The organism is Novosphingobium kunmingense (assembly GCF_002813245.1).
Classification (GTDB): Bacteria; Pseudomonadota; Alphaproteobacteria; order Sphingomonadales; family Sphingomonadaceae; genus Novosphingobium; species Novosphingobium kunmingense.
This window is the reverse complement of sequence record NZ_PHUF01000003.1, coordinates 83,552-108,308: the sequence shown is the minus strand read 5'-3', so window position 1 is coordinate 108,308 and position 24,757 is coordinate 83,552. Positions and strand designations below refer to the sequence as shown.

The following is a 24,757-nucleotide window of genomic DNA, read 5'->3' as shown; positions in this document are numbered from 1 at the left end:
GCCCGGGCCTCTCCATACCGTTTGTTCTATTTGTGGCGGCGACGGGCGGGCCGGTCAACGCCGAAGTGCTAACGCTACGGCAATCGGGTTTCTTTGCAAATGGCGAATTTCCGGCCTTGCGCTGCGATGCTGACTCGCCTTAACTTGCCGGTTAAGAACCGGAGAGGAAACCATGTCCGACCTTGAGAATTTTCGTCAGGAAATCCGCGCCTGGCTTGAGGAGAACTGCCCGGCGGAAATGCGCCAGCCGGTCCGCGACGAGGATGACGTCTGCTGGGGCGGCCGCCATTTCGAGTTCAAGAGCGAGGCCCAGAAGGCGTGGCTCGAACGCTGCGCGGCCAGGGGCTACACCGTGCCCGACTGGCCCAAGGCCTACGGCGGCGCGGGCATGTCCGCGGCGGAAGCAAAGGTCTGGCGCGACGAAATGGCGCGCATCAACGCGCGCCCGCCGCTGTCCAGCTTCGGCATCTGGATGCTGGGCCCGGCGCTTCTCAAGTTCGGGACCGAGGAACAGAAGGTCCATTACCTCGGCCAGATCGCGCGCGGCGAAATCCGCTGGTGCCAGGGCTATTCCGAACCGGGTTCGGGCTCGGACCTCGTCTCGCTGCAGACGTACGGCGAGGACAAGGGCGACCACTGGGTAGTGAACGGATCGAAGATCTGGACCAGCTATGCCAACAAGGCGGACTGGATCTTCTGCCTGGTGCGCACCGACAAGGCGAACAAGTACCAGGGCATTTCCTTCCTGCTGTTCGACATGGAAAGTCCCGGCGTGTCGACCAAGCCGATCCTGCTGATCAGCGGCAATTCGCCGTTCTGCGAAACCTTCTTCGACAATGTGATCGTGCCCAAGGACCAGATCGTCGGCGAGCTGAACCGCGGCTGGGACGTGGCCAAGTACCTTCTGGGTCACGAGCGCGAGATGATCTCCTCGACCGGCGGGGGCGATCGAGCCGGCTCGCTTGGCGCGGCGGTGTCGCGCGCTGCGGCGCTGGAAGACCCGGTGCTGCGCGCCGAACTGGCGCTGTTCGACGTCGATGCCCTCGCCTTCACCGCGATGAGCGAAAAGTTCATGGACGAGGTCAAGGTCGGCCGCGGCCACCCGGCCCAGCCCAACATGATGAAATACGCCGGAACCGAGCTCAACAAGCGCCGGCTCGAACTGGTCATGGCTGCCGGCGGCAGCGCCGCGCTCGAATGGGACAGCGAAGCCTCGGGCGGCGGGTCGAATGCGCGCAACTGGCTGCGAACCAAGGCCAATTCGATCGAGGGCGGCACCAGCGAGGTGATGCTCAACGTTATTTCCAAGCGCATTCTCGACCTGCCGGGAGCCTGACCGATGCCGCTGTACCACACCGAAGACCAGACCATGCTGGCCGACACCGCCCGCCAGTTCATGGCCGACGAAGGCGCCATTTCGAAGCAGCTGCGCCACTGGCGCGACAGCGGCTGCAAGGACGGCTTCGGCCATGACCTGTGGAAGAGCCTGGCCGAACTGGGCTTTACCGGCATCCTCGTCGGCGAAGAGGACGGCGGGCTCGGCATGGGCCACGTCGAGGCCGGGATCGTGCTCGAGGAGATCGGCCGCAACCTAACCCCGTCGCCCTTCCTGACCAGCGCGGTGGCCGCCGCGACGGCGCTGGGCGCCGGCAGCAAGGACCTCAAGGGACGCTACCTGCCGGGACTGCTGTCGGGCGACAGCGTTTTTGCCGTCGCGATCGACGAAGGCCGCAAGCACCGCCCCGAACGGATCGCCACCCGGGCCGAGCGCAGCGGCAACGGCTTCAGGCTCAATGGATCAAAGACCTTCGTGATTCACGGCGGCAGCGCCGATATGCTGGTGGTCGCGGCGCGCACCGCGGGCGGTGACGAGGATGCCGACGGCGTAACCCTGTTCGCCGTGCCGAAGGACGCCAGCGGGCTCAGCCAGGACGCGGTGAAGCTGGTCGACAGCTCGATCGCGACCCACGTCAGGCTCGACAACGTCCAGCTCGACGCCGATGCCGTGATCGGCGAAGTGGACGGCGGACGCGTGATCCTCGACCGCGTGCTCAACGCCGGGCGCGTCGGCGCGGCGGCGGAAAGCGTCGGTGTGGCCGGCGGAGCCTTCGACATGACCACGACCTATCTCAAGCAGCGCAAGCAGTTCGGCAAGCTGATCGGCGAATTCCAGGCGCTGCAGCACCGCGCCGCGCACCTCTATTCCGAGATCGAGATCGCGCGGGCCGCCACGATCAAGGCGCAGCAGCTGCTCGACGCGGGCAGCGAAAAGGCCGAGCTGATGGTCTCGGTCGCCAAGGCCAAGGCGGGCCAGGCGGCGGGACTTGCGGTGCGCGAAGGGGTGCAGATGCACGGCGGCATCGGGATGACCGACGAGTACGACATCGGCCTCTACATGAAGCGCGACCGCGCGCTCGCCGAGTTCATGGGCGACCACTACTATCACGCCCAGCGCGTCGCGCAGCTTTCAGGCTATTGAGGAGCAGCGCCATGGCGTTCGATTTTCCAGCGCTGTTCAGCCTTCAAGGCAAGGTCGCGCTGATCACTGGCGGCAGCCGGGGGATCGGCCGGATGCTGCTCGAAGGGTTTCTCGGCGCCGGGTGCGAGCGGGTCTACATCACTGCCCGCAAGCGCGAGCAGCTTGCCGAGACCGAGGCCGCATTCAACCAGGCCTATCCCGGCAAGGTCATCGGCCTGCCCGGTGACCTCAGCCAGATGGACGACGTGAAGAAACTGGTCGAGGATCTCTCCGCGCGCGAGACCCGGCTCGACGTACTGGTCAACAACGCCGGAGCGGCCTGGGGGGCGGAATTCGGCCAGTTCCCGGAAGCGGGCTGGGACAAGGTCATGGACCTCAACGTCAAGTCGCTGTTTTTCCTGACCCAGGCGCTGTTCCCGCTGCTCAAGGCCGCGGCCAGCGCTGACCGTCCAGCCAAGGTGATCAACATCGCCTCGATCGACGGGATGCGCCCCAACCCCTGGGAAACCTATTCCTACCAGGCGTCGAAGGCCGCGGTGATCCACCTGACCCGGCGCATGGCGGCGCGCTTGATCAAGGACAACGTCGTTGCCAGCTGCATCGCGCCCGGCGCCTATCCGAGCGAAATGAACAAGGCCGCGGCGAACAATCCCGAAGGATCTGCGCGCGGCATCCCCTCGCGCCGGGTCGGCGTGGCCGAGGATATCGCGGGCGGGGCGATCTATCTCGCCAGCCGGGCCGGGGACTACGTCGTGGGGACGACGATCCCGATCGACGGCGGCATCGTCAACGCCTGGATGCCCGACGAATTCCAGGACCCGTCCGGAGGGCACTGAGCCATGAAGCACCGCCTGCGCACCCTCGCCACCGGGATCACCTTCGGCGAAGGGCCGCGCTGGCACAACGGTCGGCTGTGGTTCTCCGACTTCTACGCGCATCGTGTCTGCTCGGCCGATCTGGCCGGGGACCTCAGGGTAGAGCTGGAACTGGACGGCCAGCCATCGGGTCTTGGCTGGATGCCCGACGGATCGCTGCTGGTGGTGCGGATGGAGATGCGGCAGGTCTGGCGCCGCTGGCCCGACGGGCGTTTCGAATGCCACGCCGACCTAGCGGGCCATTCCGCCTTCCTGTGCAACGACATGGTCGTCGACGCAGAGGGCCGAGCCTATGTCGGCAACTTCGGCTTCGATCTGGGCGCGGCGCTGGCCGAACGCGGCGCGGCGGGCGTGTTGGCCGATTGCCCGACCACGGTGCTGGCCCTGGTCCAGCCCGACGGCGCCGTGAGCGATGCCGCGCCGGGCGAACGCTTCGCCTTTCCCAACGGCACCGTGATCACGCCCGACGGCAAGACCCTGATCGTCGCCGAAACCTTCGGGATGCGGCTTTCGCAGTTCGCCGTTGGTCCGGACGGTACGCTATCGGGTCGGCGCCTCTTCGCCGCAACCGCGCCGCGCCTCCCCGACGGGATCTGCCTCGACGCCGAAGGTGCAGTGTGGATCGCCAATCCGGCCGCCCCCGAATGCGCGCGGATCGCGGCGGGCGGCGCGGTGCTCGACACCGTCGAGACAGGCGGCCTCAACTGCTACGCCTGCATGCTGGGCGGCCCGACCGGGCGCCACCTGTTCATGCTGGTCGCGGCCGATTCGGCGCCGACGGCCTCGCCCACCGGCAAGGTACTGGTCACCGAGGTCCCGGTTCCACGCGCCGGCTGGCCTTAATCGCGCATCAGTTCGCGCACGAAGCCGATCAGCCCGGTCTGGCGAGCGCGCTTCATGCGTTCGGCGTGCAGGATCTCCCGCACCTTGTCGAAGCAGTGGCCGATGTCGTCGTTGACCACGACATAATCATAGCCATCCCAGTGGCTGATTTCTGCGCGGGCGCGTTCCATCCGCCTGGCGATCACGTCGGCCGAATCGGTGCCGCGCCCGGTCAGGCGTCGGCGTAATTCGTCGATGCTGGGCGGGAGCAGGAACACGCGGACAACGTCGATTTCCAGCTTCTGGTAAAGCTGCTGGGTGCCCTGCCAGTCGATATCGAAAAGAAAGTCCTGCCCTTCGCGCAGGCCCGCCTTCACCTGGGCCTTGGGCGTACCATAGCAGTAGCCGAAGACCGGCGCCCATTCGAGGAAATGGTCGTCCTCGACCATCCGGTCGAACTCGGCCTGATCAACGAAGATGTAGTCCTTGCCGTCGACCTCGCCGGGCCGTTTGGGCCGGGTCGTGACCGAAACCGACAGGCATATCTCATCGTCGGCCTCGAGCAGCATGCGCGAAATCGTGGTCTTGCCCGCGCCCGAGGGAGAGGACAGGATCAGCATGAGACCGCGCCGTTGCAGGGTGTCGCTGGGTTTGAGATCGGGGCTTGCCATGGCGCTCAATTGCCCAAGGCGCGGCGGCGATCAAGCGCCGCCTTTCTCCTTGGCGCCCTTTTTGGCCTGGCGGTCAACCTGCGCCGCACCTTCCGCGGCGACCACGGCCTTGCCCCGCTTGCGGTCGTAAAGGGTCTTCGCCAGCAGCCCGCCGCCAACCACCAGCGCGCCGGGAACCGATCGCGTCGCCAGCCGGGCCAGCGCGGTCCCGACCATCGTCTGGGTCATCGAACGGCCCTTGACGATCGCCTTGGCCTTGCCGGGCGAATATTTGGCCTGCAACAGGGTGCGTTCGACCAGATGGCGCAGGATCTGCCCGCCGCCGCGCAGCACGATGTCGGCGATCACCAGGTTGGTCATCGGATTGGGGCTGGCAGCGGACGCCGATTTGCCGGCCTTCCTTGCGACGGCCTTGGTCTTGTCCGCCAGCACCTTGGGGGCCTTGGCCATCGTTACTTCTTCCGCCCGAAATCGACCGTCACGACATTCGAGCCGTCGTCACCGCCGCCGGGCGGATCGGAGTCGGGATGATCATTCTCCGCATCTTCGTGCGGTTCGGGGCCTTCCGGTCCGCCAACAGCCTGGAACTGGAGCCCGAAATCCACCGCCGGATCGACGAAGGCGGTGATCGCCGAGAACGGGATGTCGAGCTTGGCCGGCACCTGGTTGAAGGTCAGCCCGACAGTGAAGCCGTCGCTACCCACGGCGAGATCCCAAAATTTGTTCTGAAGGACGATGGTCATTTCGTCCGGAAACCGTTCCTTGAGATGTGCGGGGATCGCCACCCCGGCCGCCGAGGTCTTGAAGGTGATGTAGAAGTGATGGTCGCCCGGCAGACTGCCGCCCGCCGCCTCGACCTGACCCAGCACCCGGCCGACCACCGCGCGCAGCGCCTCCTGGACGATCTCGTCGTAGGGGATCAGACTGTCGGGTGCTTCGTCGCTCATGGGTTTCAAGTGGCGTCCTGTCGCCGGATGGTCAAGCCAAAGCAGCAACTGCCCGGCAAGCCAATGGTTGCAAGGCCCGCATTCCGGCCTATAGGCCAGCCCCATGCGTACCGCCCGAATTGCCCGCAAGACGCACGAGACCGACATCGTCGCGGAGGTGAACCTCGACGGGACCGGCGCCTACGACGTGTCGACCGGGATCGGCTTTCTCGACCACATGATCGAGCAGTTCAGCCGTCATTCGCTGATCGACATCACCTGCCGGATCAAGGGCGACCTTCACGTCGACCAGCACCACACGACCGAGGACAGCGCCATCGCGATCGGCCAGGCGATCGCCCAGGCCCTGGGCGACAAGGCCGGCATCGGCCGTTACGGCGAGGCCCATTCGGCGATGGACGAGGCACTGGCCCGCGTCGCGCTCGACATCTCGGGCCGCCCCTGGCTGGTCTGGAAGGCAGCCTTCACGCAGGAACGCCTCGGCGAGATGGACACCGAGCTGTTCGAACACTGGTTCCAGTCGATCGCGCAGGCGGTAGGCATCACGCTGCACATCGAACTGCTCTACGGCCAGAACAACCACCATATCTGCGAAGGCATCTACAAGGGCTTTGCCCGCGCGATGCGCCAGGCGGTGGAACTGGACCCGCGCAAGGCCGGGGCGATCCCCAGCACCAAAGGCCAGCTTGGTGGCTGAAGTCGTTGCCCTCGTCGATTATGGCGCGGGGAACCTTCACTCCGTTGCCAATGCGCTGAAAGCGGCAGGCTGCGAGCATGTCACGATAACCGACAGTCCCGACGTGGTCCGTGCTGCCGATCGCATCGTCCTGCCCGGTGTCGGCAGCTTCAAGGCCTGTGCCGAAGGGCTGACCGCGATTCCCAATCTGGTCGACGCCATGCACGAACGCGTGTTCGTTGGCGGGGCGCCGTTCCTCGGCATCTGCGTCGGCATGCAGCTGCTCGCCACTACCGGGGTCGAGCACGGCGACACGCCGGGGCTCGACTGGATCCCGGGCGAAGTCCGCCTGATCGAGCGCACAGACCGCGCGATCAAGGTGCCGCACATGGGCTGGAACGACGTCGCGACGACCGCCCACGCCGTGCTGGTCGAACCGGGCGAGGGCTATTTCCTCCATTCCTACCACTTCGCCGTTGATGACGGGCGCCACGTGCTGGCGATGACCGATCACGGGGGGGGCCTGGTCGCCGCGGTCGGACGCGACAACCTGGTCGGCGTGCAGTTCCATCCCGAGAAAAGCCAGGCCTATGGCCTGTCGCTCCTGTCCCGCTTTCTGGAGTGGCGGCCATGATCGTCTTCCCCGCCATCGATCTCAAGGCCGGGCAGGTCGTCCGCCTTGCCGAAGGCGACATGGCCCGCGCAACGATCTATGGCGACAACCCGGCCGCCCAGGCACTGCTGTTTGCCGAGGCCGGTTCGCAGTTCCTCCACGTCGTCGATCTCGATGGCAGCTTCGCCGGCCGGGCCGAAAACCGCGAGGCGGTGGAAGCCATCGTCGATGTCTTTCCCGGCCACGTCCAGCTTGGCGGCGGCATCCGCACCCGCGAGGCGGTCGAAGGCTGGTTCGATCTGGGCATCAGCCGCGTGGTCATGGGTTCGGCGGCGCTCAAGGATCCGCAGTTCGTCAAGGACATGGCGAGGGAGTTTCCCGGCGGCATTGTCGTTGCGGTCGACGCCCGCGACGGCATGGTCGCGACCGAGGGCTGGGCCGATGTGTCCGACGTCGAAATGGTCGACCTGGCGCGCCGCTTCGAGGATGCCGGCGTCGCCAGCCTGCTGTTCACCGACATCGGCCGCGACGGGCTCTTGAAGGGCGTCAACATCGACGCGACCGTTGGCCTGGCACGACAGGTGGACATCCCGGTGATCGCCAGCGGCGGGGTCAAGGGGCTGGACGACATCCACGTGCTGGCGCTCCACGCCCATGAAGGGATCGAGGGCGTGATCACGGGCCGCGCGCTCTACGAAGGTCGGCTCGATCTGGCCGCCGCCATTGCCATGGCGAACCGGGCATGACCGTCCGCATCCGCGTCATCCCCTGCCTCGACGTTCGCGACGGGCGCGTGGTCAAGGGGGTCAATTTCGTAAACCTCAAGGACGCTGGAGATCCGGTCGAACAGGCCCGCGCCTATGACGCGGCCGGCGCGGACGAACTGTGCTTTCTCGACATCAGCGCCAGCCACGAAGGACGCGGCACGCTGCTCGACGTGGTGCGCCGTACCGCCGAGGTCTGCTTCATGCCGCTGACGGTCGGTGGCGGGGTGCGCACGGTGGAGGACGCGCGGGCACTTCTGCTGGCGGGCGCGGACAAGGTTGCGGTCAATTCGGCTGCGGTCAGCCGCCCGGAAGTGGTCGCCGACATCGCGCAGAAGATGGGCAGCCAGTGCATCGTGGCTTCGGTCGACGCGCGGCGGCAGGGCGACCACTGGGAAATCTTCACCCACGGCGGGCGCAAGGCAACCGGGATCAACGCGGTGGAGCATGCCGTGCGGCTGGCCCAGCTGGGCGCGGGCGAGCTGCTGGTCACTTCGATGGACGGGGACGGGACGCAGGCCGGATACGACCTCGAACTCACCCGTACCATCGCCGATGCCGTGTCGGTGCCGGTAATCGCCAGCGGCGGCGTCGGCACGCTCGATCATCTGGTCGAAGGAGTGACCAGGGGCCATGCCAGCGCCGTGCTTGCCGCGTCGATCTTCCATTTCGGCACCCACACCGTGGCCGAAGCACACGCCGCGCTGCGCGCAGCCGGCTTGCCTGCACGCGGATAGCTTGGCAGGACGGACGGCCATGGACACCCTGACACGCCTTGCCGCGACCATCGCGACACGCCGCCACGCCGATCCCGCGACTTCGTGGGTGGCGAAGCTGCACGCCAAGGGCCTGCCGGTGATTGCGAAGAAGCTGGGCGAAGAAGCGGTCGAGACCGTCATCGCCGCGCTGTCGGGCAGCCGCGAGGAACTGGTCGGCGAGGCGGCCGACACCTTGTTCCATCTGCTTGTCCTGCTCGACGCCAAGGGGGTCACCCTTGCCGAGGTGCTCGCCGAACTCGACCGCCGTGACGGCGTCAGCGGCATCGCCGAGAAGGCGGCCCGCCCAGCGCCATGACGATCCCGGGCGACTGGCTGGTCACCCATGCCGAGGCGCTTGCCCGCAAGAGTCAGGACGTGCTGCATCATGGCACCTTGCGGATGAAGCTTCACACCCCGGTCATGCCCAATGTCCAGGCGCCGCACGAACAGGACGAGCTCTATCTGATCCTCAAGCGTCGGGGCCTGTTCAGCAAGGCCGGCGAAACCCGCGCGTTCGGCCCCGGCGACGCGATCCTGGTCGAGGCGGGGGTCGAGCACGCCTTCGAGACCATTTCCGACGATACGCTGCTGTGGATCCTGTTCTGGGGCCCGCCGGGCGGAGACAAGGACGCCTGCTGATGCCGATCGACGCCACCCTGCCCTATGACGATCAGAACGTGTTCGCGAAGATCCTGCGCGGGGAGATTCCGAACCGGACGGTCTACGAGGACGAGTGGGCCCTGGCCTTCCATGATATCAACCCGCAGGCACCGCTGCACGTGCTGGTAATCCCAAAGGGCGCCTATGTCAGCTGGGACGATTTCTCGGCCCGCGCGCTCGACGAGGAAATCGCCGGCTTCGTCCGTGCGGTCGGCCATGTCGCGCGGGCACACGACCTTGTCGTACCAGGCTACCGCCTGCTCGCCAACGTCGGCGGACACGGCCACCAGGAAGTGCCGCACCTTCACGTCCACCTGTTCGGCGGCAGGCCGCTCGGACCGATGCTGGCGCGATAAAGCGAGGCGGGACGGGGACAGGCCGTGACCGCGAAGCGATAGCCTGGCCGCGCGGGGTTGCCCTGCGACTCCCCGCACGGCTAAACCTCCGCCGGCATGACGTCATTCCCCAGCCCTCCTTCCGGCCTCATCGAAGGCGCGGTGCACCGCTTTGCGGTGCGCGCCTACTTCGAGGACACCGACCTGTCGGGAGTGGTCTACCACGCCAATTACCTGCGCTGGTTCGAGCGTGCCCGCAGCGATTTCGTCCGCCTTCTGGGAATCGACCAGCGCGCCGCCAACGAAAGCGGCGAAGGGGCCTTCGCGGTTGTGGACCTGTCGATCCGCTACGCCGTTCCCGCGCGTCTCGACGATGCGGTGCTGATCGAGACGCGCTGCAGCGAACTGCGCGCAGCCTCGTGCCGGATGCACCAGAAAGCCTTTCGCGAGGACGGCACCCTTCTGTCTGAAGCGACGTTCCGCGTCGGCTTCGTGTCGCCTGACGGCCGCCCCCGCCGCATGCCCGATGGTTGGCGCGCGGCCTTTGCCCCCATTGTTTCTGAAGGAACCCGATGAGCCTGCTTTACACCCTTGCCGCCGCCGCCGGGGCGCCGCGCCATCTCAACCCGGTCAAGCTGTTCATGGACGCAGACTTCGTCGTTCAGCTGGTCATGGCCGGGCTGATCCTCTCCTCGGTCTGGGTGTGGATGATCATCCTGTCGTTCTCGCTGCGCAGCGGCGCGATCCGCAAGCGCTGCGACGCCTATGAGCGGGCCTTCTGGAAGACCAAGGACATCGACGCCTTCCAGGCCGAATGGGAAGGTCGCGACACGCCGTCGGCCAGGGTCGCTGCGGCAGGTCTGGCCGAATGGCGCGCCTCGGCCCGGCGCGATCTCGATGGCACGCGCCAGCGCCTGTCGCTGGCTATGGACGGTGCCATCGCGCAGGAGGGCGAACACCTGTCCGAGAGACTCAACTTCCTCGCCACGGTCGGCTCGGTCGCGCCCTTCGTCGGGCTGTTCGGCACGGTCTGGGGGATCATGAACAGCTTCTTCCAGATCGGCCAGCAGCAGAACTCGTCGCTCGCCGTGGTCGCGCCGGGCATTTCCGAAGCGCTGTTCGCCACCGCGATCGGCCTGTTCGCGGCCATCCCCGCGGTCATTGCCTACAACCGCTTCTCGCACCGGGTCGACCAGCTCGAGGCGCGGCTGCAGCGTTTCGCCGATCGCCTCCAGGCCAGTTTCAGCCGCGACCTGGAGGGTCAGTAAGTGGCGATGGGCGTGGCCCGTCGCGGGAGCAGGCGCCGCGGCCGCGCGCCGATGGCGGAAATCAACGTGACCCCGCTGGTCGACGTGATGCTGGTGCTGCTGATCATCTTCATGGTCACCGCGCCGCTGCTCAACGCAGGCGTGCCGGTCAACCTGCCCGATAGCGCGGCGAGGCCCCTCGACCAGACGCCGCAACAGATCAGCCTGGCCATCGATGCCGAGGGCCGCGTGTTCATCGACCAGAGCGAGGTCGCACCCGGCACCCTCGCGAGCCGCCTATCTGCCTTGCCCCGCGGTTCCGACGGCAAGCCGCCGCTGGTGACGCTGCGGGCGGACCGGGCGCTCGATTATGGCCGGGTGATCGCCGTGATGGGCGAGCTCAACCGCGCCGGGTTCAACGCGATTTCGCTGGTCACCACCAGTTCAGGCTCGGCTGAATAGGCGTTCAGCATGGCAGCGATCGCCCTTGCCCGCGAAGAACGGATCGGCCTTGGCCTGGCCCTGGCGGCGCACGCCGGGCTGTTCGCATGGCTGGCGGTCAATCCGCCCGCCACGGCTCCGGCGCCCGCACCCGAACGGATGACCGTGACCCTCAGCGACGACGTCGGCCTGACCTCCACCGCTCCGCAGCCGGCCCCGGCCCCCGCGCCGGACGAAGCACCGATGCCGGGCGATCAGCTGCCCCCGCCCATGCCGCTGGCCGTTCCGCAGCCGGCCCCGGCACCGGTCCAGCGTGCCGTCCCCGCACCTGCCAGACCGGCCCCGATCAAGGCCGCCCCGGCAAAGGCGCTGCCGCCCACCAAATCCGCCCCCGCCCCGGCCAGGCAGGCTGGTGGCAGCCGGATCGGCGACGATTTCCTCAAAGGCGTCAGCGGCGCGCAAGGGCAGAACCGCGCGCCGGCGACACCCGCCGCCGCCGCCGGACCACAGGTCCGCTCGGCGCTTTCGGCGGCGATCCTGCGCCAGATCAAGCCCAAGTGGCAGGGCCGTGTGCCCCAAGGGGTCGACACCGAAAAGCTCGTGTCGGTGATCGCCATCGAACTGAACCCGGATGGCACGTTGAACGGCACGCCGCGCCTGCTGTCGCAGGACGGGATCAACGATGCCAACCGTGCCCAGGCCCGGCGCCATGCCGAGGAAGCGATCCGCGCGGTGCAGCTTGCTGCGCCCTTCAGTCTGCCCAGCGAACTTTACGAGGCGTGGAAGAAACCGCCCGCCCTAAGGATGAGAAAGAGCATCTGACCCCATGAGAACCGCACTTCTGACCCTCGTCCTGGCGCTGTCCGCGTCGCCCGCGCTGGCGCAGACGGCCGAGCCCGCTCCCGCCCAGACCGCGGCAGCATCGGCCGAGCAGGCAATCGACGTGACCGACGACAGCGATTGGCAGAACCAGACGATTGCCATTCCCGCCTTTGCCACCAATGCCGACGTGCCGACCCGGACCAGCGCGGGCAGCACCGCGGCGCTGGGCAACGCGCTGGCCGGGGTGATCACCGCCGACCTCCAGAACAACGGCCTGTTCAAGCCGACCGGTCCCGGCGCCCTGCCGCGGCCCGCGCTGGCGCAGATCCAGGCGCCCGAATTCGGCGGGTGGCAGGCGCGCGGTACCGACATGCTGATCCAGGGTTTTGTTCGCGCCGAAGCGGACGGGCAGGTCACGGTCGGCTGCTATCTCTACGACGTTGCCTTGAAGCAGCAGCTCGCCAAGGCGGGCTGGACGCTCGCGCCCGGCGAGTGGCGCCGCGCCGCGCACAAGTGCGCCGACATGGTCTATTCGCGCCTGTCGGGGGAAAGCCCGTTCTTCGACAGCAAGGTCGCCTTCATCGCCGAAACCGGGCCCAAGGATCGCCGGCTGAAGCGTCTGGCGATCATGGATTCCGATGGGCAGAACTTCACCTACCTGACCACCGGACAGACCACTGCGCTGACCCCGCGCTGGTCGCCCGACTACAAGTCGATCCTCTACCTGTCCTATTTCAACGGCCAGCCGCGAATTTACATCCTCGATCCCGCGACCAAGTCGCAGCGGCTGCTGCTGTCGGCGCGCAATCCCCTGTTCGCGCCGCGCTGGTCGCCCGACGGGCAGTGGGTGCTCTATTCGATGGCCCAGGCCGGCAACACCGACATCTACAAGATCACCGCCGCCGGGGGATCGCCGGTCAAGCTGACCGACAGCCCAGGCATCGACATCGGCGGCAGTTTTTCGCCCGACGGCAGCCGCATCGTTTTCGAAAGCGACCGGTCGGGCAGCCAGCAGGTCTACGTGATGAACGCCGACGGTTCGAACCAGAAGCGCATCAGCTTCTTTGGCGGGCGCGGCGCGACCCCGGAATGGAGCCCGCGCGGCGACCAGATCGCGTTTACCCACATCGTCGGCAATCTGCGCGTGGCGACGATGGATCCAAGCGGCGGGTCGCTGCGTTACCTGACCGACGACTGGCAGGACGAAGCGCCGACCTGGGCGCCCAACGGCCGCGTCATCCAGTTCTTCCGCACGGCACGGAACACCGGGCGGACCAGCGTGTGGCAGGTCGACCTGACGGGCCGCAACCTGCGCAAGCTCGATACCCCGGTCGACGGCAGCGATCCCGCCTGGGGCCCGCTGCGTCCCTGACCGACCCCATTCAAAAGGAGAACCCGATGAGAACGAACCCCGCCCTGATCGCCATGCTGGCCGCGGGCCTCGCCGTTTCGGCCTGTTCGAAGAAGCCTCCGGCGCAGCTTCCGCCCGATCCCGGCGGCGCGGTCTCGACCGAGACGCCGACCGCCTCGACCGGTCCGACTCCCGGCAGCCAGGCCGATTTCGTCGCGACGCTGATGGGGCAGGACACGATCCTGTTCGACACCGACCAGTACAACATCGACAGCGCCGACCAGGCCGCCCTTGCCGCCCAGGCACAATGGCTGGCCAAGTACCCGGCCAAGCGCGCCACCGTCGAAGGCCACGCCGACGAACGCGGCACGCGCGAATACAATCTGGCGCTGGGCGAGCGCCGCGCCAATGCCGCCAAGAATTACCTCGTCAGCCTGGGCGTAGATGCCGCGCGCATCGCCACGGTCAGCTATGGCAAGGAACGCCCTGTCGCCCTGGGATCGGACGAAGGAAGCTGGGCGCGCAACCGCCGCGCGGTGACCGTCACTATCGACTGAACCGGCCGACCGGTCCCCGCGCTATTGGAGCGCGGGGATCAGATGGCTGACCGAAGGGAGCATCGGGGTCTTGGCGCTTAGCGGCAGGCTCAATCCCTGGCCCGATGCCAGCATGGCCGTCCGCCCCGACCCGATCACGGCAAGGGCCGTCATCGCCATCACCGAAAGCGCGATCGACAGGGCTAGTTGTTTGCTCATCGCTGCGAAACACTCCCGTTGCGGGGCGCAATCTAGGTCAATCGGGCCGCGTTTTCAAGGATCTGGACCCTGCCCCTTGGATCAGGGGGTCTTTGCCCGTTGCGCTGGCGGGGGGATAGGGCCTATCTCTGGAGGGATGAGCAGAGCCGGCCGATCCGACAACTGGGGTTTCCCGCGCTGGCGCGGTTACGAGGGCGCACGCGATACCGCCACGATCCGCCTGTGCGACCGTCATGGCTGCACCGATCCGGGAAGCTGTCCTGCGCCCAAGAGCCCAAACAGCCCCGAACGCTGGATGTTCTGCCAGCGTCATGCTGCCGAGTACAACGCCGGCTGGGACTATTTTGCCGGGCTCGACGCCGAGGAAGCTGCACAGCGCGAGGCCGACGAAAGCCGGGACAATTCCGGCTACCGCGAATCGGCGCACTATGGCTGGGCCGGATCGGGCGACGGCAGCCGCAGCCGTGACGAAATGCGCGCGCTCGACCTGCTCGAGCTTGAGGCCGATGCCGATTTCGAGGCGATCAAGAAGAGTTACCGCGCCAAGGCCAAGCTGGTCCATCCCGATGTCCGACCGGGTGACGATGAAGCCGCAAGGGCTTTCCAGGCGCTGCAACTGGCCTATGAGGTTCTGCGCGCAGCCGAAGAACGGCGCGAGTGGAAAGGGTAAGACAGGGGTCGCTATGTACCGAGAACTTCACCATCTGTGGTGGGACAGCGCCGCGCTGGGATTCGAGGCCTCGCAGGTCATCGGTCTGCGCATGGCCCGGCTCGCCCAGGGCGACGACAAGGCCTTCAGGGAGGCCGAGCGCATGGTCACCGAGAAAATCAGCGCCGCCTTCGAAATCCACATGATGGCCGTGACCGGCCAGCTTGGCCTGACCCCCGACGAGCAAGCCGCGCGCACCGTGAAGAAGCTGCGCCGCAAGGTCGAGCGCAACCGCAAGCGGCTCAGCTCCGGCGGTTGATCCGCTTGATCGTGCCGGAAAAGGCCAGGACGTTGCGCCCGGCATCGTCGATCATGCCGCGCACGAAGACCATCGACAGCCCGGCGCGCACCACTTCACCGCGCGCGGTCAGCAGCCGGCCCGGTTCGGCCGCGCCAACGAATTCGCAGTTCATCGTCACGGTGACCCCATGGATGTTCGCGTCCATCCCGCCGGCGATCATGAACAGGGCATAGTCGGCAAAGGTCATCAACGACCCTCCGTGGATGTTCCCCCCGCCGTTGCGGTTCTTCGCCTCGGGCATGAAGCCGCAGACGATGCCCTTGCCATCGGGCTGGCAGTAGAAGGGCCCTGCATAGTCCTCGAAATCGTCGGCCGGCTCCCAGTGATACCAGCCGGCCCAGTCCGGATCCTGCGCGGTCGCCAGCCGCCACGGCACGGTGGTCGGCGGACTGTCGGGCTGCATCTTGTCGTGCGGTTCGTGGCTCATGCCGGCGGCCCAAGCATAACGCCCGCGCCGCCGCAAGCGGGATCACACCGCGGCCAGTGCCTGTTCGAAGTCGGCGATAAGGTCGTCGGCGTCCTCGATGCCGATGCTGACGCGGACGAGGTTGTCGGTGATGCCGAGTTGCGCCTTGCGTTCATCGGGCACCGACAGGTGCGTCATCGCAGCGGGCAGGCTGGCCAGCGTCTCGGTCCCGCCGAGGCTGACCGCCAGCTTGGCGATCTTGAGGTTGTCGAGGAAGCGGAAGGCTTCGGCCTCGCCGCCCTTGATGTAGAGCGAAAAGGTGCTGCCCGCGCCGGTGCAGTGCCGGTCGTAGATGTCCTGCTGACGCGGATCGTCGATCATGCCGAGGTAGCCGAGCCTTTCGACCTTGGGATGGGTCGCGAGCCAGGCGCAGACGCGGGCGGCGTTCTCGCCCGCGCGGCTCATCCTGAGTTCGACCGTCTCGAGGCTGCGCATCAGCATCCACGCGGTGTTGGGATCGACGATCCCGCCCATGGTGTTGCGCAACATCCGCACCGGGGTCATCCACTTGCTGGCCCCGGCGATCGACCCGGCTACCAGGTCGGAATGGCCACCGACGTACTTGGTCAGCGAATAGACCACGATGTCCGCCCCCTGTTCGAGCGGGCGCTGCCACAGGGGACCAAGGAAGGTGTTGTCGATCGCAATCGGGCAATCCGGCCCGAAAGCGGCGTCGCGGGCGGCCTTGACCGCCTCGACATCAACCAGCGCGTTGGTCGGGTTGGCCGGGCTCTCGAGATAGATCATCGCGACCTTGCCGCCCTGCGCGTCGGCCTGTGCCCTGGCGCGTGCCATCACGGCGTCCAGTTCCTCGCGCGTCGCGCCGGCCGGAAAGTCGACATAGGTCACGCCGAAACGGCTCAGCGTCCTGGCGACGAAGCCTTCGCTGGCAGCATAGAGCGGGCCGGAATGGACGATCACGTCGCCGGCACTGCAATAGGCCAGGAACAGCACGCAGATCGCGGTCATGCCGCTGGAAAAGCTCAGTGCTTCCTCGGCGCCATCCCAGACGGCCAGGCGGCCCTCGAGAATCTGCTGATTGGGCCCGTTGAAGCGCGAATAGACGAGGCCGTCGGTGCCGCCCGGAACCTTGCCGGTGATCCCTTCGAAAAAGCGCTTGCCATCGGCCGCGCTGGGGAAGGCAAAGGTGCTGGTCAGGAAGATCGGGGCCTTGAGGCTGCCTTCGGACAGCATCGGATCATAGCCATGGCCCATCATCAGCGTCGCGGGCGAAAGCTGGTGGTTGCCGATCGTGGTTATCGCGGCCTTGGGCTTGCGGCCCGGTGTCTTGTCGTTAGCGGGGGTATCGGCCATGGCGCGGCGTCCTTCCTGTGCAGTCGCGCTCCCAGGAAGGCGGAAGCTTCATGGGGTTGCGGGGGCGCTGGCGATCCTAACCTCCGCAGGACCGCATCTCCACCCGTTGCCCGGATCGGAGCGCGGCTTACCAAGCGCACAAACTGATTTCAACGGTAACCGGTTCAGACCAGCGCGGTGACGGTCCAGACCACCCCGACCATGAGGAAGACGCCGGCCAGATCGAGAGCCAGGCCCGCCTTGATCACGCGCGGCAGGGCGATGTGCCCGGTGGCCCAGGCCAGCGCGTTGGGCCCGGTTCCGGCCGGCAGCATGAAGCCCCACGAGGCGGCCAGCGCCGCCGGCAGCGCCAGCAGCATCGGATCGGCTCCCAGCGCGGCGACCAGCGCGCCGACCACCGGCATGATCCCGCTGGCCGCCGCGATGTTGCTCGCAAACTCGGTCACGATCACGACAAAGGCGACCAGCACCAGCGCAACCACCGGCAACGGCACGGCCCGCAGCGGCAGGAGCATTTCGCCGAGCCAGTCGGCCAGGCCGCTGGCGCTCATTCCCATGGCGAGGGCCAGGCCGCCGCCGAACATCAGGATCACGGCCCAGGGGGCGCGGTTCGCCTCGTCCCAGTTGAGCAACGGGCGGCCGGTGCCGTCGGGAATAAAGAACAGGGTGAGCCCCGCGATCGCGGCGATCGTGCCATCGTCGATCCCCCCGGGCGGCACCAGCGGCTTGATCAGCGGCATCGAGACCCAGGCGATCACCGTCAGGACGAAGACGGGAAGGAGGCGCTTCTCGGGCACCGTCCAGCCTTGCGGCAGGTGGATTGACGCGCGCGCCGCAGCCGGGTCGAAGCTGTCCTGAGACAGGCGCTGGACCTTGCCGATGATGAAGGCGGCGAGCGGCACCGACAGCAGGACAACCGGCACCCCGTAGGCGCTCCATTCGAGGAACGAGATCTCGACCCCGAGACTTTCCTTGAGGAGCGCGACCGCGATGGCGTTGGTCGGCGTGCCCACGATCGTCCCGAACCCGCCAAGAGTGGCGGCAAAGGCAATGCCCATCGGCAAGGCGCCGGCGACGCCCTCGGTATCGCCAGCCTTGACCCCGCCCGAGGCGAGCATGGCCAAGGCCATCGGCATCATGATCAGCGCGGTCGACGTATTCGAGATGAACATCGAGATGAGCGCCGTGGCGGTCATCACCGCCAGCAACAACTGCCACGACGAATGGCCCGCCCGTGCCAGGATGGCGAGCGCCAGCCGCCGGTGCAGGCCGGTGCGCTCGATTGCGAGGGCCAGGAACGCCCCGCCGAGGAACAGGAACATGGTCGGCGAATAATAGGACGCGGCGGTCTTGGCCGCGTCCGAGACGCCCAGCAGCGGCAGGATGATGAAGGGGAGAAGCGCGGTGGCCGAGAGCGGCATCGCCTCGCTCATCCACCAGGCTGCCATCCACCAGACCAGGCCCGCGGTGGGCCAGGCCGCCACCGGCATTCCGGCCGGTGCGGCGGTCAGCACGGTCAGCGCGAAGCCCAGCGGGCCGAGCCAGAAGCAGATGCGCTTGGCAGTCATGGCCCTCCCCCCTCGGCCTTGCTGACCCTTGTTTACTTGGGCGACAGCACCATCAGCATCTGGCGGCCTTCCATGCGGGGATAGGCCTCGATCTTGGCGTCTTCGGCGGTGTCTTCCTGCACCCTCTTCAGAAGGTTCATGCCAAGCTGCTGGTGCGACAGTTCGCGGCCGCGGAAGCGCAGGGTGACCTTCACCTTGTCGCCTTCGCCGATGAACTTGTGGATCGCGCGCATCTTCACGTCATAGTCGTGGTCGTCGATGTTCGGACGCATCTTGATCTCCTTGATCTCCTGCGTCTTCTGCGACTTGCGGGCGAGATTGGCCTTCTTCTGGGCCTCGTAGCGGAACTTTCCGACGTCGAGGAACTTGCATACCGGCGGATCGGCATTGGGCGACACTTCGACAAGGTCGAGGCCGACTTCCGCTGCCTGTTCGATTGCTTCACGGGTGTACATCACGCCGATGTTTTCGCCGTTCTCGTCGATGACGCGAACCTTGTCGGACGTGATCATGTTGTTGTAGCGCGGCCCGCTCTTTACGGGGGGCGTCATCATGCGCCGGGGTGGGGGTGCTATGTTGGAATCTCCTGAGACGGTTTTCTGCGCCGCTCCATAGTCCCGATTCGCGAATTGGGGAAGGGTTTAGGCGGCGTTTCGCCATATGGGGAAGCGGACCAGCTTTTGCGAGGCCGGCAGCAGCGCATCGACGGCGCGGGCCGGCTGCATCGCGGCGATTATGGCCGGATCGGATGCATCCATGCCGCCGGTCAGCGTACCGAAGGCGGGCAGGATCAACTTGCGCTCGCTCGACACCCAGCAGGGGCGTGCGATCAGGCGCCCGCGCGCCTTGACGCGCAGGCGCGGGTGGAAGTGACCCGTTAGCTCGGGCCGCATCTCTCCGCGCGACGCGTGGTGGCGCAGCATGATGCCGGCCAGTTCGATCTCGTCCACCGCGGTGCCCCACGGCACGTGGCCCTGGTCGTGGTTGCCGGCGATCCACACCCAGTCGGTGGCGCGGGCCAGCGCGTCGAGCATGCCGGCGGCGTGCGGCTCCAGCCGATCGGCCCCAGCGGTATCGTGGAAATTGTCACCCAGGCAGAACACGCGGCGGGCGCCCGTCTGGCGGATTGCGGCGGCCACCCGTTCCAGCGTTTCGCGGCTGTCGTATGGGGGCAGCATCTGCCCGTGACGGGCGAAAAAGCTGGCCTTTTCAAGGTGCAGGTCGGCCACCAGCAGCGCCTGTTCGCGCGGCCAGTACAGCGCGCGTTCCCCTGCCAGGGCAAATTCCTCACCTGCGAACGAAAAGGGAACCATCGCCCTGCCCTTGCCGCAAGGCGTTTGGCTTGGCAAGGGGCTGACGATGACCGACTGGACCCCCGCCACCGCCCGCGCCCGCGCCTGGTTCGAAAGCCTGCGCGACCGGATCTGCGCCGCCTTCGAGGAGATCGAGGCCGAGGCCGGCAGCGCCGCGCGCTTCGAATACCGGACCTGGAACCGCGAGGAAGCGGGTAACGACAACCCCGGCGGCGGCACCCGCGGCCTGATGAAGGGCAAGGTGTTCGAGAAGGTCGGGGTCAACGTCTCGACCGTTCACGGCACCTTCGCGCCGGGCTTTGCCGCCAGCATCAACGGCGCCTCGGACGAGGACCCGGGGTTTACCGCGACGGGCATCAGCCTGGTCGCGCATATGGCCAACCCGCACGTGCCGGCGGTCCACATGAACACCCGCTTCCTGACCACCACCAGGGCGTGGTTCGGCGGCGGCGGCGACCTCAACCCGCCGATTCCCTATCCGCAGGACACCGCCGATTTCCACGCCGCCTTCCAGGCCGCCTGCGATGCGCACGATCCGGCCTATTATGCCAGGTTCAAGGCCTGGGCCGACGACTACTTCTTCATCCCGCACCGCGGCGTCCACCGCGGCGTCGGCGGAATCTTCTACGATCACGTCGAATGTCCCGACATGGTGGCTTTCGAAGACAATTTCGCCTTCACCCGTGACGTCGGCGAGGCGTTCCTGCACGTGTTCCCGCAGCTCGTCCGCCGCCGCATGGACACTGCGTTCACGCCGGCCGACAAGCAGACCCAGCTCGAATGGCGCGGGCGCTATGCCGAATTCAACCTGGTCTATGATCGTGGCACGCTGTTCGGCCTCAAGACCGGCGGCAACGTCGACGCGATCCTGATGAGCCTGCCGCCCGAGGCGAGCTGGAGCTGATTGCGGTGACCCTGACCGACCTGGCCGCCCCGACCTATTCCCAGATGCTGGGCGCGCTCGCCGCGTGGCTGCGCAAGGCGCAGGCGCAGGTCGGCCGCGACCACGGCGATGCGCTCCTCTCTGCGCGGCTGGCCGACGACATGTTTCCGCTGGCGACACAGATCCGCTTCGCCTGTGTCCAGGCGCTCGAGGGGATGCACCGGATTCGCGGTGCGGAGTTCCCGCCGCTTCATGCCGCGCTGCTCGACGAAGGACGCGCCGCCGGAGACCAGCCCGGATCGCTGACCGATGCGCTGTCCCGGATCGACGAGGCGTTAGCTGTGGTTGCGGACTTGGCTGCTGCGGGAGAGGAAACGGATCCTTCCGCCCCGCTGGCTCACGCCCTGCCGATCGGCATGACCTTCGACTTTACCGGCCTGCAATATGTGCGCGACTGGGCGCTGCCGCAGTTCTATTTCCACGTCATGACCGCCTATGCGATCCTGCGCAGCCGGGAAATCGAGCTGGGCAAGGCCGACTACGTCGCCCACCTGTTTCCGCTCCTGCGCCAGCCGGACGCGCCTCCAGCCGACTAGGGTCAGGGCCAAAAACCCGCCAATCCTCGCACAAGTCCCCTTGCCCTTTGCCGGGTAAAGCCGTCACAAAGGGCAACGATGCTGCGCCAGTACGAACTTGTTGAGCGGGTCCTGTCCTATGAGCCCGAGGCCGACGAGGCCATGCTCAACCGCGCCTACGTCTATACTGTCCAGAAGCACGGCAGCCAGAAGCGGGCCAGCGGCGATCCCTATTTCAGCCACCCGGTCGAAGTGGCCGGGCTGATGACCGAACTGAAGCTCGACCAGGAAACGATCGTCACCGCCCTGCTCCACGACACGGTCGAAGATACCTTGGCGACCACGGAGGAGATCGAGAAGCTGTTCGGCGCCGACGTCGCCAAGCTGGTGGACGGGGTGACCAAGCTGTCGAAGATCGAGGCGATGGGCGAGAACGAGCGCGCCGCCGAGAACCTTCGCAAGTTCCTTCTCGCGATGAGCGAGGACATCCGCGTGCTGCTCGTCAAGCTGGCCGACCGGCTGCACAACATGCGCACGCTCCATTACATCAAGAGCGGGGACAAGCGCCGCCGCATCGCGCGCGAGACGATGGATATCTATGCCCCGCTGGCCGAGCGCGTGGGCATGTACGAATACATGCGCGAGATGCAGCTCCTCGCCTTCGAGCAGCTCGAGCCCGAAGCCTATGCCACGATCACCGGACGGCTGGCGCAGATCCGCAGTAGCGAAGGCGGCCAGGTCGACGCGATCGCCCTGTCGATCAAGCAGGCCCTGGCCGAAGGGGGTCTGAAGGTCGAGGTGTCGGGACGCGAGAAGCACCCCTACTCGATCTGGAAGAAGATGGCCGAACGCCACGTCAGTTTCGAACAGATCACCGACATCATGGCCTTCCGCGTGCTGACCGACGATGTCGACGACTGCTACCGCGCGCTAGGTGTGCTGCACCGCACCTGGCAGATGATCCCGGGGCGCTTCAAGGACTACATCTCGACGCCCAAGTCGAACGGCTACCGCAGCCTCCACACCGCGCTGATCTTCGAGAATTCGATGCGCATGGAAGTGCAGATCCGCACCCATGAAATGCACCACACCAACGAATTCGGCCTCGCCGCCCACTGGGCCTACAAGAGCCAGGAGCGACCCGACGGCCAGGTCGGCTGGCTGCGCGACCTGATCGAGATCGTCGATGCCAGCCACGATGCCGACGAACTGCTCGAGCATACCAAGATGGCGATCTACCAGGACCGCATCTTCGCCTTCACGCCCAAGGGCCAGCTGTTCCAGCTGCCCAAGGGATCGACCCCCGTCGATTTCGCCTATGCCGTCCATTCCGACCTCGGCAGCCTTGCCGTGGGCGCCAAGATCAACGGTCGGCACATGCCGCTGCGCACCGAGCTGGCCAACGGCGACGTGGTCGAGATCATCAAGAGCAAGAACGCCTCGCCCCAGCTCTCGTGGCTGGGCTTCGTCGTGACCGGCAAGGCGCGCGCCGCGATCCGCCGTGCCGTGCGGCAAAAGGAAAAGCAGGAAGTGGCCGCGATCGGCCGCGAACTGTTCGACGAGATCGCCGGAAGGCTGCCCAGCAAGATCGGCAAGAAGGCGATCAAGGACGCGGTCCAGCGCCTGGGCCTGTCGTCCGAGGACGAGCTGATGCGCGCGATCGGCACGGCCAAGATCGACGACCGGCAGGTGATGGAGGCGCTCGTCCCGGGCAGCGCCAGCAGCCTGCCCGAGCCCGAGAACTGGCCCAAGCAGGAGCGCGCTATCTCGATCAAGGGGCTGACCCCGGGGGTCGCCTTCCAGCTTGGCGAATGTTGCCACCCGGTTCCGGGTGACCGCATTGTGGGCATCCGTCATCCCGGACAGGGCGTCGAAGTCCACGCGATCGACTGCCTCAGCCTTGCCAGCGGGGTCGATGCCGACTGGCTCGACCTGTCGTGGGGGGAACGCACCACCGGCGCAATCGGCCGCGTGCGCGTGGTCCTCTACAACCGCCCCGGCACCCTGGCCGAAGCAACCGGGATCTTCGCCGGCAACCGCGCCAACATCATCAACCTGCAGAACACCAGCCGCGACGAGCTGTTCGGCACCTACGACATCGACCTCGAGGTTTCGGACCTCGCCCACCTTACCCGGATCGTCAGCGCCCTGCGCGCCAGCGATGCGGTGGCGCAGGCGGACCGTATCTAGAACGCCAGGTCCACCGTCACTGCATCGCCCTCGGCCAGTCCTTCGGCCTTGCGCACGCTGGCCTTGACCGGAAGAATCCAGCCCTCGGCCTTGGACGGAAAGACCGAAGTGGAAAACGCCGTCTCGCCGATCGTCGCGCTCACCTTCAGCGATCCGAAACCGCCGATGGTGCGCTCCATCCGCCGCATCAGCGCGGTGCCGGACAGCGCCTCGCCCGCCGCACCGTCGATCGTCAGGAAGTGCCAGGACCCGCCGCTGTTGCCGCTCCAACGCCACAGCGGCGCGGTGTGGGTCACTTGCTCGCTCACGGCACGCGGCGCACCGGCACCGGCAGATTGCAGATGTCGGCGCCGCCAGCGGGCGTCACGAAGAACGCATCGCGCCGGTTGGCGCGTGCCTCGGCATAAGCCTTGAAGCTCGCACTGGCTGGGGACAGGTACTGGTAGGCGGCCAGGCCGGAGACGTCGGAACCGATGCGGATCGACCGGATCGCGGTGCGCTCTTCGGCCGTGGCGTAGAAGCCCAGCGGCCCGGTTCCGCGCGGCAGGCTGGAAAGGTGCTCGATCCCCTCGATCACGCGGCCGACCAAGGCGATATTGCGATCGAGGTGCCGCGGTGCATGGCCGATCACGGTATACAGCTCCGCGCCCGATCCGGTGTCCGGCGGCATGTCGCGCCCGACCCCGACCATGCCATAGCAGTGCACCGGCCATGTCCCGGTGGCGTCCGATGCGCTCGGGAAGCCGCCGTCATAGCCATAGGCCTCTGCATAGGGATCGATCTTCGCGCGCGGCTGGCGCGGGGCGCGGTAGGACTTGACCCGCAGATGGTAATAACCGTCGGCCGACGGTTTCGTCAGGCCGGGCGGAAGGGACTTGGCCTTCGCCTTGTCTTCCCCGTCGGGATCGCCCCACTGGGCGACATAGTTGTCCTGCACCCGGTTGACCGCAAGGCCGTCCCACCACTTTGCCGCGGCCAGCTTGCGGATGTTGCCGATCCAGTCTTGCGCGAAGGGCGCGGGCATCAATTGGATCACCACGCGGCGGTCCGCACCCTTCGCATCCGGGGACAGGTCCATGACGAGGAGATCGGCCGGCGCGATCGCGGTCCAGTCCGATGCAGAGGCCTTGGCCACCAGCTCGCCGGGCGACGGAACCGGGGTCTCCGCGGCGGACGGCGCCGCCAGCAGGCCGGCGGCAAGGGTAAGAAGTGTGCGCATCGC

The 24,757-nt window shown here is 67.0% G+C and carries 33 protein-coding genes; 22 read left to right on the top strand and 11 right to left on the bottom strand.

Annotation, left to right across the window (positions count from 1 at the left end; genetic code table 11):
* Positions 1-172 precede the first annotated feature (172 nt).
* From B0I00_RS06620 to B0I00_RS06605, 4 genes are read left to right on the top strand one after another with little or no spacing between them, the layout of a single operon-like run.
* On the top strand, positions 173-1,336 hold the full coding sequence (locus B0I00_RS06620; protein WP_100866617.1) for an acyl-CoA dehydrogenase family protein: 1,164 nt from the start codon (positions 173-175) through the stop codon (positions 1,334-1,336).
* Positions 1,337-1,339: 3 nt separating this feature from the next.
* Positions 1,340-2,479: an acyl-CoA dehydrogenase family protein gene (locus B0I00_RS06615; RefSeq protein ID WP_100866616.1), complete on the top strand. Its 1,140-nt coding sequence runs from the start codon at positions 1,340-1,342 to the stop codon at positions 2,477-2,479.
* Between the two features lie 11 nt (positions 2,480-2,490).
* Positions 2,491-3,315 carry an SDR family NAD(P)-dependent oxidoreductase gene (locus B0I00_RS06610; protein ID WP_100866615.1) on the top strand — a complete coding sequence of 275 codons (825 nt, stop codon included), beginning with the start codon at positions 2,491-2,493 and terminating at the stop codon, positions 3,313-3,315.
* A gap of 3 nt (positions 3,316-3,318) precedes the next feature.
* Positions 3,319-4,197, top strand: coding sequence for an SMP-30/gluconolactonase/LRE family protein (locus tag B0I00_RS06605; protein ID WP_100866614.1), 879 nt, complete (start codon positions 3,319-3,321; stop codon positions 4,195-4,197).
* On the opposite strand, the gene gmk is transcribed toward B0I00_RS06605, so the two are convergent.
* Genes gmk through B0I00_RS06590 form a run of 3 tightly spaced genes read right to left on the bottom strand, consistent with a single transcriptional unit; the run spans position 4,194 to position 5,794 of the window.
* Positions 4,194-4,847: a guanylate kinase gene (gmk, locus tag B0I00_RS06600; RefSeq protein ID WP_100866613.1), complete on the bottom strand. Its 654-nt coding sequence runs from the start codon at positions 4,845-4,847 to the stop codon at positions 4,194-4,196. The genes B0I00_RS06605 and gmk overlap by 4 nt on opposite strands.
* Before the next feature lie 30 nt (positions 4,848-4,877).
* The gene (locus tag B0I00_RS06595; protein WP_232730150.1) at positions 4,878-5,297 is read right to left on the bottom strand and encodes a hypothetical protein; all 420 of its coding nucleotides are present in this window, start codon (positions 5,295-5,297) and stop codon (positions 4,878-4,880) included.
* Positions 5,298-5,299: 2 nt separating this feature from the next.
* Positions 5,300-5,794 carry an SspB family protein gene (locus B0I00_RS06590; RefSeq protein WP_100866612.1) on the bottom strand — a complete coding sequence of 165 codons (495 nt, stop codon included), beginning with the start codon at positions 5,792-5,794 and terminating at the stop codon, positions 5,300-5,302.
* A gap of 103 nt (positions 5,795-5,897) precedes the next feature.
* On the opposite strand from B0I00_RS06590, the gene hisB reads away from it, so the two are divergent.
* From hisB to pal, 13 genes are all read left to right on the top strand, one after another.
* Positions 5,898-6,491: an imidazoleglycerol-phosphate dehydratase HisB gene (gene hisB / locus B0I00_RS06585; RefSeq protein ID WP_100866611.1), complete on the top strand. Its 594-nt coding sequence runs from the start codon at positions 5,898-5,900 to the stop codon at positions 6,489-6,491.
* The gene (hisH, locus tag B0I00_RS06580) at positions 6,484-7,104 is read left to right on the top strand and encodes an imidazole glycerol phosphate synthase subunit HisH (protein WP_100866610.1); all 621 of its coding nucleotides are present in this window, start codon (positions 6,484-6,486) and stop codon (positions 7,102-7,104) included. Before hisB ends, hisH begins: the two co-directional genes overlap by 8 nt.
* Complete coding sequence (gene hisA / locus B0I00_RS06575; protein WP_100867126.1) at positions 7,101-7,829, top strand: 1-(5-phosphoribosyl)-5-[(5-phosphoribosylamino)methylideneamino]imidazole-4-carboxamide isomerase; 729 nt, start codon at positions 7,101-7,103, stop codon at positions 7,827-7,829. Before hisH ends, hisA begins: the two co-directional genes overlap by 4 nt.
* Positions 7,826-8,584: an imidazole glycerol phosphate synthase subunit HisF gene (gene hisF, locus B0I00_RS06570; protein ID WP_100866609.1), complete on the top strand. Its 759-nt coding sequence runs from the start codon at positions 7,826-7,828 to the stop codon at positions 8,582-8,584. The genes hisA and hisF overlap by 4 nt, the downstream gene beginning before the upstream one ends.
* 19 nt (positions 8,585-8,603) lie before the next feature.
* Positions 8,604-8,921, top strand: coding sequence for a phosphoribosyl-ATP diphosphatase (locus tag B0I00_RS06565; protein ID WP_100866608.1), 318 nt, complete (start codon positions 8,604-8,606; stop codon positions 8,919-8,921).
* The gene (locus tag B0I00_RS06560; RefSeq protein ID WP_100866607.1) at positions 8,918-9,244 is read left to right on the top strand and encodes a cupin domain-containing protein; all 327 of its coding nucleotides are present in this window, start codon (positions 8,918-8,920) and stop codon (positions 9,242-9,244) included. The genes B0I00_RS06565 and B0I00_RS06560 overlap by 4 nt, the downstream gene beginning before the upstream one ends.
* Positions 9,244-9,621 (top strand): HIT domain-containing protein, encoded by a 378-nt coding sequence (locus B0I00_RS06555; RefSeq protein ID WP_100866606.1) that lies wholly within the window; start codon positions 9,244-9,246, stop codon positions 9,619-9,621. Before B0I00_RS06560 ends, B0I00_RS06555 begins: the two co-directional genes overlap by 1 nt.
* 96 nt (positions 9,622-9,717) lie before the next feature.
* On the top strand, positions 9,718-10,176 hold the full coding sequence (locus B0I00_RS06550) for a YbgC/FadM family acyl-CoA thioesterase (RefSeq protein ID WP_100866605.1): 459 nt from the start codon (positions 9,718-9,720) through the stop codon (positions 10,174-10,176).
* Complete coding sequence (tolQ, locus tag B0I00_RS06545; protein ID WP_100866604.1) at positions 10,173-10,868, top strand: protein TolQ; 696 nt, start codon at positions 10,173-10,175, stop codon at positions 10,866-10,868. The genes B0I00_RS06550 and tolQ overlap by 4 nt, the downstream gene beginning before the upstream one ends.
* 51 nt (positions 10,869-10,919) lie before the next feature.
* Entirely contained in the window at positions 10,920-11,309 is a 390-nt protein-coding gene (locus B0I00_RS06540; RefSeq protein WP_232730149.1) for an ExbD/TolR family protein, read from the top strand.
* Positions 11,310-11,318: 9 nt separating this feature from the next.
* Positions 11,319-12,110, top strand: coding sequence for a hypothetical protein (locus B0I00_RS06535; RefSeq protein WP_100866602.1), 792 nt, complete (start codon positions 11,319-11,321; stop codon positions 12,108-12,110).
* Positions 12,111-12,114: 4 nt separating this feature from the next.
* Positions 12,115-13,482, top strand: a complete 1,368-nt coding sequence (tolB, locus tag B0I00_RS06530) for a Tol-Pal system beta propeller repeat protein TolB (protein WP_100866601.1) — start codon at positions 12,115-12,117, stop codon at positions 13,480-13,482.
* A gap of 26 nt (positions 13,483-13,508) precedes the next feature.
* A complete protein-coding gene (gene pal / locus B0I00_RS06525) occupies positions 13,509-14,018 on the top strand; it encodes a peptidoglycan-associated lipoprotein Pal (protein ID WP_100866600.1) in 510 nt (169 codons plus the stop codon).
* A gap of 21 nt (positions 14,019-14,039) precedes the next feature.
* Here pal and B0I00_RS17005 read toward each other — a convergent pair whose 3' ends face one another.
* Positions 14,040-14,216 (bottom strand): hypothetical protein, encoded by a 177-nt coding sequence (locus tag B0I00_RS17005; protein WP_157812490.1) that lies wholly within the window; start codon positions 14,214-14,216, stop codon positions 14,040-14,042.
* Positions 14,217-14,352: 136 nt separating this feature from the next.
* Between B0I00_RS17005 and B0I00_RS06520 the strand changes: the two genes are divergently transcribed.
* Both B0I00_RS06520 and B0I00_RS06515 read left to right on the top strand, forming a co-directional pair.
* Positions 14,353-14,886 (top strand): J domain-containing protein, encoded by a 534-nt coding sequence (locus B0I00_RS06520; protein WP_100866599.1) that lies wholly within the window; start codon positions 14,353-14,355, stop codon positions 14,884-14,886.
* Between the two features lie 13 nt (positions 14,887-14,899).
* Entirely contained in the window at positions 14,900-15,184 is a 285-nt protein-coding gene (locus tag B0I00_RS06515) for a hypothetical protein (RefSeq protein WP_100866598.1), read from the top strand.
* On the opposite strand, the gene B0I00_RS06510 is transcribed toward B0I00_RS06515, so the two are convergent.
* From B0I00_RS06510 to pdeM, 5 genes are all read right to left on the bottom strand, one after another.
* Entirely contained in the window at positions 15,168-15,653 is a 486-nt protein-coding gene (locus B0I00_RS06510) for a PaaI family thioesterase (protein ID WP_198519161.1), read from the bottom strand. The genes B0I00_RS06515 and B0I00_RS06510 overlap by 17 nt on opposite strands.
* Positions 15,654-15,695: 42 nt before the next feature.
* The gene (locus tag B0I00_RS06505; RefSeq protein ID WP_100866597.1) at positions 15,696-17,006 is read right to left on the bottom strand and encodes a cystathionine gamma-synthase family protein; all 1,311 of its coding nucleotides are present in this window, start codon (positions 17,004-17,006) and stop codon (positions 15,696-15,698) included.
* Positions 17,007-17,170: 164 nt separating this feature from the next.
* Complete coding sequence (locus tag B0I00_RS06500) at positions 17,171-18,574, bottom strand: SLC13 family permease (RefSeq protein WP_100866596.1); 1,404 nt, start codon at positions 18,572-18,574, stop codon at positions 17,171-17,173.
* A gap of 32 nt (positions 18,575-18,606) precedes the next feature.
* Positions 18,607-19,128, bottom strand: a complete 522-nt coding sequence (gene infC / locus B0I00_RS06495) for a translation initiation factor IF-3 (RefSeq protein ID WP_100866595.1) — start codon at positions 19,126-19,128, stop codon at positions 18,607-18,609.
* 87 nt (positions 19,129-19,215) lie between these two features.
* Positions 19,216-19,887: a ligase-associated DNA damage response endonuclease PdeM gene (pdeM, locus tag B0I00_RS06490; protein ID WP_100866594.1), complete on the bottom strand. Its 672-nt coding sequence runs from the start codon at positions 19,885-19,887 to the stop codon at positions 19,216-19,218.
* 46 nt (positions 19,888-19,933) lie between these two features.
* Between pdeM and hemF the strand changes: the two genes are divergently transcribed.
* From hemF to B0I00_RS06475, 3 genes are all read left to right on the top strand, one after another.
* Complete coding sequence (hemF, locus tag B0I00_RS06485; protein WP_100866593.1) at positions 19,934-20,791, top strand: oxygen-dependent coproporphyrinogen oxidase; 858 nt, start codon at positions 19,934-19,936, stop codon at positions 20,789-20,791.
* Positions 20,792-20,796: 5 nt separating this feature from the next.
* Entirely contained in the window at positions 20,797-21,366 is a 570-nt protein-coding gene (locus B0I00_RS06480) for a DUF1993 family protein (protein WP_100866592.1), read from the top strand.
* 78 nt (positions 21,367-21,444) lie between these two features.
* Entirely contained in the window at positions 21,445-23,535 is a 2,091-nt protein-coding gene (locus tag B0I00_RS06475) for a RelA/SpoT family protein (protein WP_100866591.1), read from the top strand.
* Here B0I00_RS06475 and B0I00_RS06470 read toward each other — a convergent pair.
* Entirely contained in the window at positions 23,532-23,843 is a 312-nt protein-coding gene (locus tag B0I00_RS06470) for a DUF1905 domain-containing protein (protein WP_100866590.1), read from the bottom strand. The two genes, B0I00_RS06475 and B0I00_RS06470, sit on opposite strands and share 4 nt — an antisense overlap.
* Positions 23,840-24,754, bottom strand: coding sequence for a peptidylprolyl isomerase (locus B0I00_RS06465; protein ID WP_100866589.1), 915 nt, complete (start codon positions 24,752-24,754; stop codon positions 23,840-23,842). The genes B0I00_RS06470 and B0I00_RS06465 overlap by 4 nt, the downstream gene beginning before the upstream one ends.
* Between the last annotated feature and the right edge of the window lie 3 nt (positions 24,755-24,757).